Below are 15,786 nucleotides of genomic sequence, written 5' to 3' on the forward strand. Positions count from 1 at the left end.
ACGACTCACGACGAGACCCCATGGCCACTCCCAGCGCTAGCTCTTATAACGCCGACGCCATCGAAGTCCTCTCGGGCCTCGACCCGGTGCGCAAACGCCCCGGCATGTACACCGACACCAGCCGGCCGAATCACCTCGCCCAGGAAGTCATCGACAACAGCGTTGACGAAGCCTTGGCCGGGCACGCGAAGTCGGTGCACGTCATTCTCCACGCTGACCACTCCCTCGAAGTGTCCGACGATGGTCGCGGCATGCCCGTGGACATTCACCCGGAAGAGGGCGTGTCAGGCGTCGAGCTGATCCTCACCAAGCTGCACGCCGGCGGTAAGTTCTCCAACAAGAACTACCAATTTTCCGGTGGCTTGCACGGTGTGGGTATTTCCGTGGTCAACGCCCTGTCGACGCTGGTGCGGGTCAAGGTCAAGCGCGACGGCAACGAGTACCAGATGACCTTCGCCGATGGCTACAAAGCCACCGACCTCGAAGTGATCGGCACTGTGGGCAAGCGCAATACCGGTACCAGCGTGTACTTCGCGCCGGACCCGAAATACTTCGATTCGCCGAAATTCTCCATCAGCCGCCTCAAACACGTACTCAAGGCCAAGGCCGTGTTGTGCCCGGGCCTGCTGGTGACCTTTGAAGACAAAGGCACCGGTGAGAAGGTCGAGTGGCATTACGAAGACGGCCTGCGCTCTTATCTGGAAGATTCCGTCAGCGACTTCGAGCGCCTGCCCAACGAGCCGTTTTGCGGCAGTCTGGCCGGCAATAAAGAAGCCGTCGACTGGGCGCTGCTGTGGTTGCCCGAGGGCGGCGACAGCGTGCAGGAAAGCTACGTCAACCTGATTCCCACGGCTCAGGGCGGCACCCACGTCAATGGTTTGCGCCAGGGCCTGCTCGATGCCATGCGCGAATTCTGCGAATACCGCAGCCTGCTGCCGCGCGGCGTGAAGCTGGCGCCGGAAGACGTGTGGGAGCGCATTGCGTTCGTGCTGTCGATGAAAATGCAGGAACCGCAGTTCTCCGGCCAGACCAAAGAGCGTCTGTCGTCCCGCGAGGCGGCGGCGTTTGTCTCTGGTGTGGTTAAGGACGCCTTCAGCCTGTGGCTCAACGAGCATCCTGAGCTGGGCTTGGCCTTGGCTGAACTGGCGATCAATAACGCCGGCCGTCGCCTCAAAGCCAGTAAGAAGGTTGAACGCAAGCGCATCACCCAAGGCCCGGCACTGCCAGGCAAACTGGCCGATTGCGCCGGGCAGGACCCGATGCGCTCCGAACTGTTCCTGGTGGAGGGTGACTCCGCCGGCGGTTCCGCCAAACAAGCGCGGGATAAGGAATTCCAGGCGATCCTGCCGTTGCGCGGCAAGATTCTTAACACTTGGGAAGTCGACGGCAGCGAAGTCCTGGCCAGCCAGGAAGTGCACAACATCGCCGTGGCCATTGGTGTCGACCCAGGTTCTGCGGATATCGCCCAACTGCGTTACGGCAAGATCTGCATCCTCGCCGACGCCGACTCCGACGGGCTGCACATCGCCACGTTGCTCTGTGCCCTGTTCGTGCAGCACTTCCGCCCGTTGGTGGATGCCGGTCACGTCTACGTCGCCATGCCACCGCTGTATCGCATCGACCTGGGCAAGGAGATTTTCTATGCCCTGGACGAAGCGGAGCGCGATGGCATCCTCGACCGCCTGGTGGCCGAGAAGAAACGCGGCAAGCCGCAGGTCACGCGATTCAAAGGTCTGGGTGAAATGAACCCGCCACAATTGCGTGAAACCACCATGGACCCCAACACCCGGCGCCTGGTGCAGTTGACCCTGGAAGACTACGCCGCCACCTCGGAAATGATGGACATGCTGCTGGCGAAGAAACGCGCGCCGGACCGCAAGTCCTGGCTGGAATCCAAAGGCAACCTGGCCGAGGTGGTGGGCTGATGCGCACAGGCGTCGCCCTGGCGATCCTGATGATGAGCGGGCTGGCGGCCACCCCGGTGGTTGCTGCGCCCGTGGCAGAGCTCAAACTCGTGTCCGAGCACCCGGTGGATGGCATGCGCGGCGGCAATCTGTCGGGTCTGGCTGTGTGCGGCAATGAATTGTGGACGGTTTCCGACCGTGACGACGATCAGATCTACCGTCTGGATATCAGCGCGCCGACCTGGCAGGCAGAAACAGTGAAAATCGAAGTGCCGCCCGTGCCAGAGTCCGGTCTGCCTTGGGGGCTGCGTTCGCGCACCACGGCTGCCTCGTTTATTCGCGGTGGCGACCTGGACTTTGAAGGGATCAGCTGCGATGTTGCCGGTAATCGCTACATCGTCAGTGAAGCCCATGCGGCAGTGCTGCAAGTGCCTGCCACCGGCGCACCTGAATGGCTGAAGATTGCCCCAAGCATGGTGCGTGAGGCCCGGGCCAGTGGCATGTTGCTGCACTTCAATGCGCTGTTTGAAGGCTTGGCGGTGAACCCTGAAGGCAATCAAATCTGGCTGGCGGCCGAGCGTGAGCGGCGTGGCTTAATTTCCATCAAGCGTGGGCAAAGCCTGTGGAGTTGTGAGGGCCCTTGCGTGTTATTAAGTGAGGCCGGCCAGGAGGTACAACCGGCTAAATTCACCGACGCCAAGCCCGTGTCCAAGGATTTCGCTGATCTCTCCCTGTTCAACGGCAAGCTGTTTACGCTGGAGCGCAACGCGTTCCAGATTTGCCGGCGCGATGCGGTCACCGCCAAGGTCGAGCTGTGCTGGTCGTTTGCCGACGAAACCCTGGTGCCCGAGCGGCGTTATGCCCAGCCCTATGGTCTTGCCGAAGCCCTTGTGGTTGATGCTGAAGGCGCGTGGCTGGGTATCGACAACAACTTCGGCCCTCGCGCCGATGGTGAAAAACGCCCGGTGGTCTATCGTTTTGCCGCCCCGGTCGGCGGCTGGAGTGCCCAGCCGTGAATGATCAAACACTTGAATTGACTCAGCGCAGCGGCATTTCCGCTGCGCCTTACCAAACAATGATGAGGCCCGCATGAGTGACATCCTCGCAGACAGCTTAGACGGCGTAGAACGCCGGTCGCTGGCTGACTTCACCGAAAATGCCTACCTCAACTACTCCATGTACGTGATCATGGACCGCGCGTTGCCGCATATCGGCGACGGCCTCAAGCCCGTACAGCGGCGCATTATCTACGCCATGAGTGAGTTGGGCCTGGATGCCGATTCCAAGCACAAGAAATCGGCGCGTACCGTCGGTGACGTGCTGGGTAAGTTCCACCCCCATGGCGACTCGGCGTGCTACGAAGCCATGGTGCTGATGGCCCAACCGTTCAGCTACCGCTACACGCTGGTGGACGGCCAGGGTAACTGGGGTGCGCCGGATGATCCCAAGTCCTTCGCCGCGATGCGTTACACCGAGGCGCGGTTGTCGCGTTACTCGGAAGTGCTGCTCAGCGAACTGGGCCAGGGTACTGCGGATTGGGGCCCGAACTTCGACGGCACACTGGACGAGCCTCTGGTGTTGCCGGCACGTTTGCCGAACATCCTGCTCAATGGCACCACCGGTATCGCGGTCGGCATGGCCACCGACGTACCGCCGCACAACCTGCGGGAAGTCGCCACCGCCTGCGTACGCTTGCTGGATGAGCCAAAGGCGACCGTCGAGCAGCTCTGTGAGCATATCCAGGGCCCGGACTACCCGACCGAAGCGGAAATCATCACGCCGCGCGCCGATCTGCTGAAGATGTACGAAACCGGCAAGGGCTCGGTGCGCATGCGCGCTGTGTACCACATTGAGGACGGCGACATTATCGTCACCGCTCTGCCGCATCAGGTGTCGGGCGCCAAAGTGTTGGAGCAGATTGCTGCGCTGATGCAGGCCAAACCGTCGAAACTGCCCCAGGTCGCCGACCTGCGTGACGAGTCCGACCACGAAAACCCATGCCGTATCGTGATCATCCCGACCAACAGCCGGGTCGATCACGAAGTGCTGATGCAGCACCTGTTCGCCAGTACCGATCTTGAGTCCAGCTACCGGGTCAACATCAACATCATCGGTCTGGACGGTAAGCCGCAGCTGAAAAACCTGCGCAACCTGCTGGTGGAGTGGTTGGAGTTCCGCGTACAAACCGTTCGTCGCCGCCTGCAATTCCGCTTGGACAAGGTCGAGCGCCGCCTGCACCTGTTGGACGGCTTGCTGATTGCCTATCTCAACCTGGATGAAGTGATTCACATCATCCGTACCGCCGAGCACCCGAAAGCCGAATTGATCGCGCGCTTCGAGCTGAGCGAGATCCAGGCTGACTACATCCTCGACACCCGCTTGCGTCAATTGGCGCGACTGGAAGAAATGAAACTGCGCGACGAGCAAGACGCGTTGCTTAAGGAGCAAGCCAAGCTGCAAGCTCTGTTGGGCAGTGAAGCCAAGCTGAAAAAGCTGGTGCGTACCGAGCTGATCAAAGACGCCGAAACCTACGGCGATGACCGTCGTTCGCCAATCGTGCAGCGTGCTGAAGCGAAGGCGCTGACAGAAACCGAACTGCTGCCAAACGAGAAAATTACCGTCGTTCTGTCGGAAAAGGGTTGGGTTCGTTCGGCCAAGGGGCATGATATTGACGCCACTGGCTTGTCGTACAAAGCGGGTGATGGGTTTAAAACCGCCGCGGCCGGGCGTTCTAACCAGTTTGCGGTGTTTATCGACTCCACGGGGCGCAGCTATTCAGTGCCGGCGCACACCTTACCGTCAGCACGGGGGCAGGGCGAACCGTTGACCGGGCGTCTAACGCCGCCACCAGGGGCGAATTTTGAATGCGTGCTGCTGCCGGACGATGACTCGCTGTACGTCATCGCCTCCGACGCCGGTTACGGGTTTGTGGTCAAGGGTGAAGACCTGCAGGCCAAGAACAAGGCGGGCAAGGCGTTGTTGAGCCTGCCGAATAACGCCAAGGTGATCCTGCCGCGACCGGTAGATGACCGTGAGAGCAATTGGCTGGCGTCGGTGACCACCGAAGGTCGTCTGCTGGTGTTCAAGATCAGCGATCTACCCCAGCTGGGCAAAGGCAAGGGCAACAAGATTATTGGTATTCCAGGGGAGCGGGTGGCCAGTCGCGAAGAGTACGTGACCGACATCGCGGTGATCCCGGAAGGTTCCACCCTGGTGCTCCAGGCCGGCAAGCGCACGTTGTCATTGCGCCCTGACGACCTTGAACACTACAAGGGCGAGCGTGGTCGTCGCGGTAATAAACTGCCTCGCGGCTTCCAGCGTGTGGATGCTTTGCTGGTGGAAACGCCGGTTTAAGGCGTATTAGAGCCCTCGATCTACGATTTAAAGCGTAGATCGACTCTTTGGCGCTGGAGTCATGGCGCATATTCACGGATGATATGGCCTTTCCAGCGCCGGCGTGGCCGAGCGTGTTTAGGTTATTTTTAGTATTACATTGTGGTTCGCCTTGTGGCAGCCACCTGGATGGGATGATGACTGCTCCACGCCTTCCTTTATTTTTGATGCTCGCTGGCCTTTTGGGGTTGGCGGGTTGCAGCACACACCAACCGGTGTCGCTGTACCAGCTGGACAGCGGAAGTCCGGCGCAACCTGCACAAAGTGCCGGTATGGCAGTTCTGCTAGGCCCGGTGGTCGTTGCCGACTACCTGCAACGCGAAACCCTGCTGCAGCGTCAGAATGACGGTAGCCTGCAAGGTTCCACCGATGGTCGTTGGGCGGGTAGCCTGTCTTCGGATATCAACCAGCTGGTATTGCGCCAAGTCGCGGGCCATCTCGATAGCCAGCGCGTGGTACTGGCACCCGCACCGACGGGTTTCAGCCCGGATGTGCAGGTGCTGCTGACCATTACGCGCCTCGACTCGGGTGTGTCGCAACCGGCAATCCTGGATGCACAGTGGCGCTTGATCGACCGTCGTGGCCAGGTGCGCGATAACCGTATCGTGCACCTGCAGGAAGAACACACCGGTTCCACGGCATCCCAGGTCCAGGCCCAGGGCGTGCTGTTGCAGCACTTGGCACAGCAGTTGTCGGTGGCCCTCAAACCACTCGCCAACCAGCCGCCGATTGCCGAGGCGCCGCGCAAGCAAGCTCCGGCGGTGCAGGCCAAGCCAGCAGAGCCGCAGAAGCCGAAGATGCCGATGGCTACGCCCATTCGTACGGATATGGAAGTGTTCAGGTTCTGATCTGAAACAGCTTCAACAAAAAAGGCCCGCTGACTTAGCGGGCCTTTTTGTTTGTGGAGATATAAGTCACGGCGCAGATCAAGTGTGGAAGGGGGCTTGTCCCTGGTTGCGTTGGTTCAGTTAATGATGTGCTAACTGATGCTCCGCAGTCGGGGGTAAGCCCCCTCCCAATTGGTTCGGCGGTGTTCTTCAGGGCTTGGAGCGAGTCTCATGCATCCGCGCCAACTGGCGTTCAAGCATCGAGGGATACGGCTCCATCAACCGCTCCACACAGCTTGCGCCTTCAGGGCTGGCAATCGGTCGGATGCGAGCGCGTTGGCGGATCAGCGTGTCTTCACTGATCTTGCGCTCCACCAGCAGCAGGTTGCGGCTGTGTTGCGACAGGGCCAGGGCGTCTTGGGCGATTTCGGTCAGCAGCAGATCGATCTGGCTCATGCCGAACAGGTCGTCACCTACCGTCAAGCCAAGTTGCAGTTGCAGGGTGATGCCGCTGTCCGCCACTTCGATCTGCAGGGCATGGCCCAGGGCGCGCAGCAGTTCGCCGCAGCAGATGGCGTTGGTCAGGTAGTCTTCGCCGCTGTCTTCGCTGTGGAACAGCATCAGCGTGCTGCCATCGTTCAGGGTGTGCAGTTCGCTCTGGTACAGCGAGGCCGCTTGGTCGAGGCAATCGCGATAGCGTTCCAGCAGTTCCGTCAGGCGTGCGCGGGGCAGGCGGCGCAGTTGGTCCTGGGCACCCAGTTGCACGGCCAATACGGCGCTGTGCTGGGGCTCGGTGTTCCTCGCAGGTACCGGTTTCGGCGCGACGGCCGGGCTGTTGGCCGAGGTGTCGCGCAGGTCGGCGAACGGGTCTTCATCGTCCAGCTCGTCTTCTTCAGCCTGGATGACCTTGCGTGTTGCAGGCTTGAGGCCTGCCACCGGGGTGCTTTCGTCGAAGCCAGGATCACGCAGGTCGCGCACTTCAAACTCGGGCTCGTCGTCGTAATCGGTGTCGTCGAACTCAGGTTCCGGCTCCACTTCACGAACCACTGGCTCCGGGGCGAAGCTGGCGTGGAGTTGGCGGGCGAGGTCGCCGATTTCGTCCTGGCGGTCGGTGGCTGGCGTGTGTTCGTCGATATCCCGTAACCAGATGCGCAGTTGCATCAATGGCGTAGAAATGTGCCGACCCAGCCGCAGGCTCAAGGCCAAGGCCAGTGCCAGCAGGATTGCGCTGAGGATGCCCATGCTTTGCAGGCTGATGGTCATCGGCTGCTGGAATTGCTGCATGTCCAGGCTGATGCGCAGTTGGCCGGCCTTCACATCCTGGAACGTGATGTTGCTCTGGTACAGGCCTTCGGCTTCACCCAGCAGGCCGTTTTTCGGGCGTTGCCCGGCTTCGGCCATGATCCGGTTGTCCACGCTGTAGATGGCGGCGTGGGCCACCAGCGGGTTTTTGGTCAGGTTGTTGAGCAGCACGTTGAGGCTGAGGATGTCGTTGGACACCAACAGCTCAGTCGCCGAGGTGGCGGTCTGGGTCGTCAAGCTCTCGCCCAGGGCGTCGGCTTGCTCGTGCATGGCCTGTTTGAACTGCAAACCCATCACGCAGGCATAGATCACCAGGGCCAAGGCCACCAGGATCACGTTATGGCTGGCGATGCGTAATGCGATCGGTACACGGCGGTGGCGCAGTGCCCGGAAGATCAGCAGGAAGAAGTTATCGGTTTTTACTGGCGTGGGCCGGTTCACTTGCGCTCGGCTCTCGGTCCGTGAAGTTGACGCGCAGTATAGCGACAGGCCTAGGACCGGCAAAGCGCTGGCTGTGCCCGATGGTCACTGAAAGTGGGTAGAATGCGGTTTTTTTCCAGCCTGGGGGTGCGCCTTGCGCGAAATTGTCCTGATTAACATCACCGGTGAAGACCGCCCGGGTCTTACCGCCGCCATTACCGGTGTTCTGGCCCAGGGTGGTGTGAACATTCTCGACATTGGCCAGGCAGTGATCCACGACACCCTGTCGTTCGGCATCCTGGTGGAAATCCCCAGCACCGAACAGGCCTCGTCCGTACTCAAGGACATCCTGTTTACGGCGTATAAGCTGGATCAACAGGTGCGTTTCACCCCTGTTTCCGAAGACGACTACCAGCATTGGGTGGCTGGCCAAGGGAAGAAACGCCATATCGTCACGTTACTGACCCGCAAGGTCACCGCCGAACAACTGCAGCGCGTCAGCTCCATTACCGCGCAGTATGGTTTGAATATCGACCATATCGACCGTCTGTCGGGGCGCATGCCGCTGGACACGCCGGCAGATCAGGGCAAGGGCTGCATCGAGTTCTCCGTTCGCGGCGAGCCGGCCGATCCGCAGGCCCTGCGCGCCGAATTCCTTAGCGTGGCCCAGGAGCTGAATGTCGACATCGCGTTCCAGGAAGATTCGCTGTTCCGTCGTAACCGTCGCCTGGCGGTATTCGACATGGACTCCACGCTGATCGAAGCAGAAGTCATCGACGAACTGGCCAAAGCCGCCGGCGTGGGCGAGCAGGTTTCCGCGATCACCGAGCGCGCCATGGCCGGCGAGCTGGACTTCCGCGCCAGCTTCAAGGAGCGCCTGGCACTGCTCAAAGGCCTGGATGTCAGCGTGCTGGACTCCATCGGCGCCTCGCTACGCCTGACGGAAGGTGCCGAAACCCTGTTCGCCGAACTCAAGCGTCTGGGTTACAAGACTGCGATCCTGTCCGGCGGCTTCACCTACTTTGCCAAGCAATTGCAGGCAAAGCTGGGCATCGACTATGTGTTCGCCAACGAGCTGGAAGTGGTCGATGGCAAGGTGACCGGCGTCGCGGTCGAGCCGATTGTCGACGCGCAGCGCAAGGCGGATCTGCTGAAGGAATTGGCACACAAGGAAGGTTTGCGTCTGGAGCAGACCATTGCGGTCGGCGACGGGGCGAATGACTTGCCGATGCTGGCGATCGCCGGTTTGGGTGTGGCGTTCCGCGCCAAGCCATTGGTCAAACAATCGGCCAAGCAGGCGATTTCGACCTTGGGGTTGGATGGCGTGCTCTATCTGCTGGGCTTTCGCGACCGCGACGGTCAGCTGTAACTGACTAAATGTGGGAGGGGGCTTGCCCCCGATGGCAGTGGTTCAGTCACTGATGTGTTGACTGATTCCCCGCTATCGGGAGCAAGCCCCCTCCCACATTGGGTTCGGTGTCAGGCTTTAGGTAAAGCGATACCCTGGCCCATCTGCACTGGCGAACCCGCCACCAGTTCTTCAGCCCACTTCACCTGATCCGGCCCAAACAGCACAATCGCGGTCGAACCCAACTTGAAGCGACCCAGCTCCGCACCTTTCTCCAGATGAATAGGCGCACGCGCCGCTTCGTCGTAGCGGAAGGTTTTCAGTTCGCGCTTCGGTGGGGTCACCAGGCCAGCCCATACGGTTTCAATCGACGCGACGATCATCGCACCCACCAACACGACGGCCATCGGACCGCGTTCGGTGTCGAAGATGCAGGCAACACGCTCGTTACGCGCAAACAGCTCCGGCACATTTTCGGCGGTGGTCTGGTTCACCGAGAAGATACGGCCTGGGATATAGACCATTTCCCGCAGGGTGCCAGCCAATGGCATGTGCACACGGTGGTAGTCCTTCGGCGACAGATAAACCGTTGCGAAGTCCCCGCCCATGAACGGTGCCGACAAGTCCGCATCGCCACCCAGCAACTCCAGCACGCTAAAGCTGTGGCCTTTAGCCTGGAACACGCGCCCATGCTCAATCGGACCAAGCTGGCTGACCGCGCCATCGGCGGGGCTGAGCACCGCGCCTGGGGTTTGATCCAGCGGGCGCGCGCCATCTTTGAGGGCGCGTGTGAAGAAGGCGTTGAAGTGCTCGTAGGCGGTCACGTCTTCAACCAACGCCTGGGACATGTCTACTTGGTAGCGTTTAGCGAACCAGGTGGTGAAAGCGTTCTTGAACCAACGCACGCGGCACTCGGCAATGCAGCCAGCGAGGCGCGACAGCAAATGGTGCGGCAGCAAGTACTGGCTGAGGATAAACAACTGCTTTTTCATAACTGTCCTTAAACCTTAAATCTCAACGGGGGTGTCCGGGTGGTTGCCCCATTCGCCCCAGGAACCGGCATAACCTTTGACTCGGGGATAACCGAGCGCCTTGGCCACCAGGTAGGTGAAGCCAGAGCGGTGGTGAGTCTGGCAGTGGGTGATGATTTCTTTATCTTTCGTCAGCCCGAGGTCTTCGAGGATCTGCGGCATGTCGCGGCGGATACGCAGGCTGCGCGCCTTGTCCATGCCGGCAGTCCATTCGAAATTTACCGCGCCGGGGATGTGCCCGCCTTTGGCGGCGAGTACCTTCTCGCCGGAATATTCCAGCGGACCGCGTGCGTCCCAGATACCCAGGTCGGCCGCGCCGAGACGGCTTTGCAGGTATTCGCGGGTGGCCGTGGGGCCGTCATGCAGCGTGAGCCTGACGGGGCCGCCGACGGGGCCGGGCACTTCGGTGGAAACGGGGTATTTCTCTTCCAGCCAGGCCAGCAGGCCGCCGTCGAGGTAGTGGTATTTCTGGTGGCCGATCACGTCGAGCAGCCAGATAAAGCGCCCGGCCCAGCCGCCGCCTTCGTCGTCGTATACCACGTAGGTGGCGTCGGGCGTGTGGCCCAATTCGCCGAAGAGTTTTTCCAGGTCGGCTTTATTGGGCAGCAGGCCGGGAGCCGGCGGCTGGCCCAGTTGGGTGCGCTTGGGGTCAACGAAATGCGCGCCGGGGATATGCCCTTCGGCGTAGCGGGCGGCACTGGTGAGGTCCACCAGAATCAGGTGTTCGGCATCCAGTTGACCGAGCAGGTCGCTGGATTCGATCACCAGCGGCAAGCCAGAGAAGTCAGGCATGTGAGGTCTCCTGGGCACAAATGTTGGCGATAAAGGACGGCGATTGTAGCGCAAGCATCAGGCGCTGCGGTTGGTAAAGCTGTGCAGGGCTTTCTCTATGCACTGGGCGGTTTTGCCGAAAGCCTGCACGGTGGTTTCCGAAAACGGTCCGCCGCCCTGGTCGGCGACCATCAGCATTACCACACGGCCGTTGCAGCTCATCGAACGCAACAGCAGGTGTTCGCCTGTGAACAGACGGCGCAGGATCGGCGGCAGCAAGGCCGAGAACTGCGCGTGGTTGTCCGGCGTGAGGCGTACTTGGGCGGATTTCTCCAGCAGGCGCTGTAGCAGCGTGCTGTTGACCACGTCCAGGCTCAAGTTGGCGGCGTCTTTGGGCAGACCGTCGGCCTGGTGCACGCGCAAGGTGCTCAGGGCGCGATCGGCCATGAACAACAAGACTCGCTGCATGCCGCTGGCCACCAGAGCTTCCTTGGCGCAGGTGGTCAAATGCATGGCGTTGGCAAAGCGGCTTGGTTCCAACAGCAGTTCGGTGCAGCGGTTACGCCACACGGCCAGGGCCTCGGCAGTCGGTGGCGGCGCCGGCAGCAGGCCGCGATGAATCTTCTGCACATTCCACGGCCAGATCAGCGACAGCGCCGGGTGCCAGAGGTCGGGCATTAGAGTGCTGCGGGCGCTGGTGACGGCTTGTTGGTGAGATTGTTGCTGCACTTCAGCCAGCGGTTGCTGCAAATACAGCGCGGTAAGGTATTGCCAGCGTTGAGTGTGCGGGCAGGTCCAGGACTCTTGGGCTGACATCGCCAGGCCGTTGGCTAGCAGCACGGTATTGGCCGGCTGGTTCAGCCAACGCCGCAGGTTGGGTTCGGCGTCTAGCAATTGCTGATGGCGCAACGAGTCGTCTTCACGGGCGATATGAAGTGCCTTGACCAGCAAGCGTTGCTCGTTCAACAGCAGGTTATAGCCCTGGGATACCCAGATCGGTAGGTGCCAGGCTTCGGTCAGGCCGAGGCACAGGTCCAGCAGGCGCACGCCGAACAGCTCCTGCTCGACTTTGCGTGCAGGCTCGCCCTTGTGGATGACACGCAGTTCCCACTCTTCAAGGAGCTTGGGGTAGGCAACGGCCATCGGCCACAGCGGCGACAGAAACAGCAGGCTACCCCAGTGGATGTCTTGCCAAAGCCGCGCCAGACGACTGCCGAACAGACCGTTGGCTTGCTGCGACGCGTGCTGGCTCACCAGCAACAGTTGACGCAATGCTACGGGAATCTCTTGGGCGGGCACCGAGGGCAGGCGCGCCAGCAGTTCCTCGGCGCGCTTGAGGCCCAGGCGATTGAGCGCTACTTCGAGGTTTTCCGCCGGCTCCGCCAGGCTGCCATGGTTATGGCTGTTGGCCTCGCGCATGACGCTGAGTACCAAAGCCGGGCTGTTTTGCATCAGCTCGGCAATATCTCGCAACGAACTGCGGCTGTCGCGGATGGCTTTGCACACACGGTCGTGGCTTGCCTGGGGAACTGGCAGCAGCACGTCGTCCAGGCGCTTGATCCAAGCGGCGAGAGAGATAGGTCTTACAGATGGGACTGTCGTTTCATTAGCCATGATTGGGGCGCGATCATCACTTGCGGTCAACACGCCCGGAGCGGGCCGAACTGGCTTTTCGCCTTAACGGGCTATAGTCTGGCGCAGTTTTGCCGATAAGAGGAACAAGAGTTTTCCAGTTCCCCCAAATATGTCCATGAACCCGACGGCGCAAGTACTCATCTCCTATGGCTAAAATTATCGGCATCATCGTCGTCTTCGCGAGCGTGCTCGGCGGGTACGTCCTGTCCCACGGTAAAATTGCGGCACTGATCCAGCCTTTCGAGGTGATGATCATTGGCGGTGCTGCACTGGGCGCTTTCCTTCAGGCCAACCCCGGTTACATGACTATGCACGTGGTCAAGAAATCGCTGGCCATGTTCGGTTCGCGCTTCACTCATACCTTCTACCTGGAAGTGCTGGGCCTGGTGTACGAGATCCTCAACAAGAGCCGCCGCGAAGGCATGATGGCCATTGAGGCCGACATCGAGGACGCCTCTGCCAGCCCGATTTTTGCCAAGTACCCGGCCGTGCTCAAAGACGAGCGCATGACCGCCTATATCTGCGATTACCTGCGCATCATGTCCTCCGGCAACATGGCTCCCCATGAGCTGGAAGGCCTGTTCGACATGGAATTGTTCAGCCTTAAAGAAGAGTTGGAGCATCCTTCCCATGCCGTGACCGGTGTGGCCGACGGCATGCCCGGCTTTGGTATCGTCGCGGCGGTACTCGGTATCGTGGTGACCATGGCCTCCCTGGGCGAGGGCGATCAGGCGGCCATCGGTATGCACGTAGGTGCGGCGCTGGTGGGTACCTTCTTCGGTATTCTCGCCGCTTACGGTTTCTTCGGCCCGCTGGCCACCTCCCTGGCTCACGATGCCAAGGAAGAAATCAACCTGTACGAATCGATCAAGGCCAGTCTGGTAGCGTCCGCGTCCGGCATGCCGCCATCGTTGGCAGTGGAGTTCGGTCGCAAGGTCTTGTACCCGAAGCATCGCCCAAGTTTCGCCGAGCTGGAACAAGCGGTTCGCGGTCGCTAAGCCATGGAAAACAACCAGCCGATAATCATCAAGCGCGTCAAGCGCTTCGCTGCGGGGCACCATGGCGGCGCCTGGAAAATCGCCTTCGCCGACTTTGCGACGGCGATGATGGCGTTCTTCCTGGTGCTGTGGCTGATGTCGACCGCCACGCCCGAACAGAAGATCGCCATCGCCGGTTACTTCAAAGACCCGATTGGCTTCTCGGAGAGTGGCACGCCCTTTGTGATCGACCTGGGCGGCTCGCCGCAGTTGGCACCTGAGCGCACCATCAATCCAGAGGTCAAGACCGAATCGCCTCAGGAGAACATCCCGATCGAGCGCGACACCGTCGAGAGCATGGCTGAACAGGTTGAGCAGGAACGCCTGGAGCTGTTGCTGCAAGAGTTGCAGACCAAGGTGGATGAAAATCCGCAGTTGCTGAAATTCAAGGATCAGATCTCGTTCGAGATCACTCCGGAAGGCTTGCGCATCCAGATCACTGATGCCGCCAACCGGCCGATGTTCGATTCCGGCAGTGCGCGGCTGAAGCCGTACTTCGAAGACATCCTGTTGGCCATGGCTGACACCATCAAGGCAGTGCCGAACAAGATAAGCATCAGCGGCCACACGGACGCCAAGCCGTATGCCGGCCAGGGTGACTTCGGCAACTGGGAACTCTCGGCCAACCGCGCCAACGCTGCCCGTCGTGCGTTGGTGGCAGGCAGCTACCCCGACCCGCAAGTGGCGCGCGTGGTGGGTTTTGCCTCCTCGCAGCTATTTGAACCCAAGGATCCGTTCAATCCGATCAACCGTCGCATTGATATCGTCGTGCTGACCAAGAAGGCTCAGCGTGCGATAGAAGGTGATCAGCCACCTGTCGTGCCAACCCCAGGTGCGGGCGCGCCGGGCGAAGTGCCGGTTGACCCGAATGCCATTCCACCAGGGCAGGAGCCGTTGCCGGCCCATGAACTGCGGCAGAAGCTGAACCTGTTTGACGATGGTGGGATGAAGGATCCTACGGCGCCTAAGACGGGCTCGTAAGTTCTTTTGCGGTTGTGATGAGCGGGGCAAGCCCGCTCATCACAATGCTGGGTCGATTTAGTAACTGCTCTCGGGCAAGCTCGCAATAATCGACCGATAGCTGTTCATCCGCTGCTGCTGCACACGGCCATCTTCCAGGGCCTTGAGCAACGCACAGCCCGGCTCGCGGTCATGTTTGCAGTCGCGGAAGCGGCACGTACCGATCAGGTCGTTGAACTCGATAAAGCCCGCTTCCACATCGCTGCGGCTGACGTGGCCGAGGCCGAATTCGCGAATGCCTGGGGAGTCGATCAGCTCACCGCCGCCGGGGAAGTGGAACAATCGCGCGGTGGTGGTCGTATGAGTGCCCTGGCCGGACAGTTCCGACAGCGGGCCTACACGGGTGTCTACTTCCGGCAGCAGGCTGTTGACCAGCGATGACTTGCCAACGCCCGACTGGCCGACAAACACACTGATGCGTCCGTCCAACTGCTGTTGCAGCTGTTCCATGCCGTTGCCATGGTGAGCCGAGACTTCCAGCACTGGGTAACCCAAGGTGCGGTAGACCGCCAGCAACGCGTTGAGCGCTGGGGCGTTCTGTTCGTCGATCAGGTCGAATTTGTTCAGCAGCAACAGCGGGCGAATACCCGCATGCTCAGCCGCCACCAAATAGCGGTCGATTAGGTTGGCATGGGGCTCGGGCAACGGTGCGAACACGATCACGATCATGTCGACGTTGGCCGCTACCGGCTTGAGTTGGCCGCGGCTGTCAGGACGACGCAGTTCGGTGGTGCGCGGCAGTTGGGCGACGATCACGCCGATGCCCTGGTTGCCGGCGCGCCACACCACCTTGTCGCCGGTGACCAGTGCAGGCAGGTTGGCGCGCAAGTGGCAGCGGGATACTTGGCCTGCGAGTTCGCCTTCCAGCGCCTCGACTTCGACCTGCACACCAAAGTGCGCGATCACCAGGCCCGTTTGCTCGGGGCCCAGGTCGCCGCCCTCGAGCGCTTCCACGGCGGAGGATTCACGTTTGGCGGCGCGTGCGGCGCGCTCACCTTGAATCTTTTCGATGCGCCAGTTTTGGCGACGGTTGAGCTGGCGTTTGGCCATTGGTGTTCCGTGTCGATAATGCAAAGGTTGGGTGAAACGGTCGCGAGT

General features: G+C 60.8%; 12 protein-coding genes. 7 read left to right on the forward strand and 5 right to left on the reverse strand.

The genetic code is table 11. The features are described from left to right. Positions 1-20: 20 nt before the first annotated feature. The 4 genes from parE (at position 21) to BW43_RS04770 (ending at position 6,145) form a co-directional block, all read left to right on the forward strand. Positions 21-1,925: a DNA topoisomerase IV subunit B gene (gene parE / locus BW43_RS04785; RefSeq protein ID WP_032890449.1), complete on the forward strand. Its 1,905-nt coding sequence runs from the start codon at positions 21-23 to the stop codon at positions 1,923-1,925. Continuing rightward, on the forward strand, positions 1,925-2,920 hold the full coding sequence (locus BW43_RS04780; protein WP_032890450.1) for an esterase-like activity of phytase family protein: 996 nt from the start codon (positions 1,925-1,927) through the stop codon (positions 2,918-2,920). Before parE ends, BW43_RS04780 begins: the two co-directional genes overlap by 1 nt. A 73-nt stretch (positions 2,921-2,993) precedes the next feature. Next, on the forward strand, positions 2,994-5,258 hold the full coding sequence (parC, locus tag BW43_RS04775; protein ID WP_032890452.1) for a DNA topoisomerase IV subunit A: 2,265 nt from the start codon (positions 2,994-2,996) through the stop codon (positions 5,256-5,258). Between the two features lie 176 nt (positions 5,259-5,434). Continuing rightward, positions 5,435-6,145, forward strand: a complete 711-nt coding sequence (locus BW43_RS04770) for a membrane integrity-associated transporter subunit PqiC (protein ID WP_032890454.1) — start codon at positions 5,435-5,437, stop codon at positions 6,143-6,145. Between the two features lie 189 nt (positions 6,146-6,334). On the opposite strand, the gene BW43_RS04765 is transcribed toward BW43_RS04770, so the two are convergent. Next, positions 6,335-7,867, reverse strand: a complete 1,533-nt coding sequence (locus tag BW43_RS04765) for an AhpA/YtjB family protein (RefSeq protein ID WP_032890455.1) — start codon at positions 7,865-7,867, stop codon at positions 6,335-6,337. 133 nt (positions 7,868-8,000) lie between these two features. Between BW43_RS04765 and serB the strand changes: the two genes are divergently transcribed. Further along, on the forward strand, positions 8,001-9,215 hold the full coding sequence (serB, locus tag BW43_RS04760) for a phosphoserine phosphatase SerB (RefSeq protein WP_032890457.1): 1,215 nt from the start codon (positions 8,001-8,003) through the stop codon (positions 9,213-9,215). A 110-nt stretch (positions 9,216-9,325) separates the two neighbouring features. Here the strand turns inward: serB and asd are convergent, their stop codons facing one another. Genes asd through BW43_RS04745 form a run of 3 tightly spaced genes read right to left on the reverse strand, consistent with a single transcriptional unit; the run spans position 9,326 to position 12,610 of the window. Continuing rightward, on the reverse strand, positions 9,326-10,186 hold the full coding sequence (gene asd, locus BW43_RS04755) for an archaetidylserine decarboxylase (RefSeq protein ID WP_032890459.1): 861 nt from the start codon (positions 10,184-10,186) through the stop codon (positions 9,326-9,328). A 15-nt stretch (positions 10,187-10,201) separates the two neighbouring features. Next, the gene (locus BW43_RS04750; protein WP_032890460.1) at positions 10,202-11,017 is read right to left on the reverse strand and encodes a rhodanese-like domain-containing protein; all 816 of its coding nucleotides are present in this window, start codon (positions 11,015-11,017) and stop codon (positions 10,202-10,204) included. A gap of 57 nt (positions 11,018-11,074) precedes the next feature. Further along, on the reverse strand, positions 11,075-12,610 hold the full coding sequence (locus BW43_RS04745) for an HDOD domain-containing protein (protein WP_032890462.1): 1,536 nt from the start codon (positions 12,608-12,610) through the stop codon (positions 11,075-11,077). 167 nt (positions 12,611-12,777) lie between these two features. Between BW43_RS04745 and motA the strand changes: the two genes are divergently transcribed. Together motA and motB are read left to right on the forward strand one after the other, a co-directional pair. Then, on the forward strand, positions 12,778-13,629 hold the full coding sequence (gene motA, locus BW43_RS04740; protein WP_032890464.1) for a flagellar motor stator protein MotA: 852 nt from the start codon (positions 12,778-12,780) through the stop codon (positions 13,627-13,629). Between the two features lie 3 nt (positions 13,630-13,632). Beyond that, positions 13,633-14,649, forward strand: a complete 1,017-nt coding sequence (gene motB / locus BW43_RS04735) for a flagellar motor protein MotB (protein ID WP_032890466.1) — start codon at positions 13,633-13,635, stop codon at positions 14,647-14,649. A gap of 57 nt (positions 14,650-14,706) precedes the next feature. Here the strand turns inward: motB and rsgA are convergent, their stop codons facing one another. After that, a complete protein-coding gene (rsgA, locus tag BW43_RS04730; RefSeq protein WP_032890468.1) occupies positions 14,707-15,738 on the reverse strand; it encodes a small ribosomal subunit biogenesis GTPase RsgA in 1,032 nt (343 codons plus the stop codon). Positions 15,739-15,786: the final 48 nt, after the last annotated feature.

This window comes from Pseudomonas sp. RIT357 (assembly GCF_000632245.1).
Lineage (GTDB): Bacteria > Pseudomonadota > Gammaproteobacteria > Pseudomonadales > Pseudomonadaceae > Aquipseudomonas > Aquipseudomonas sivasensis.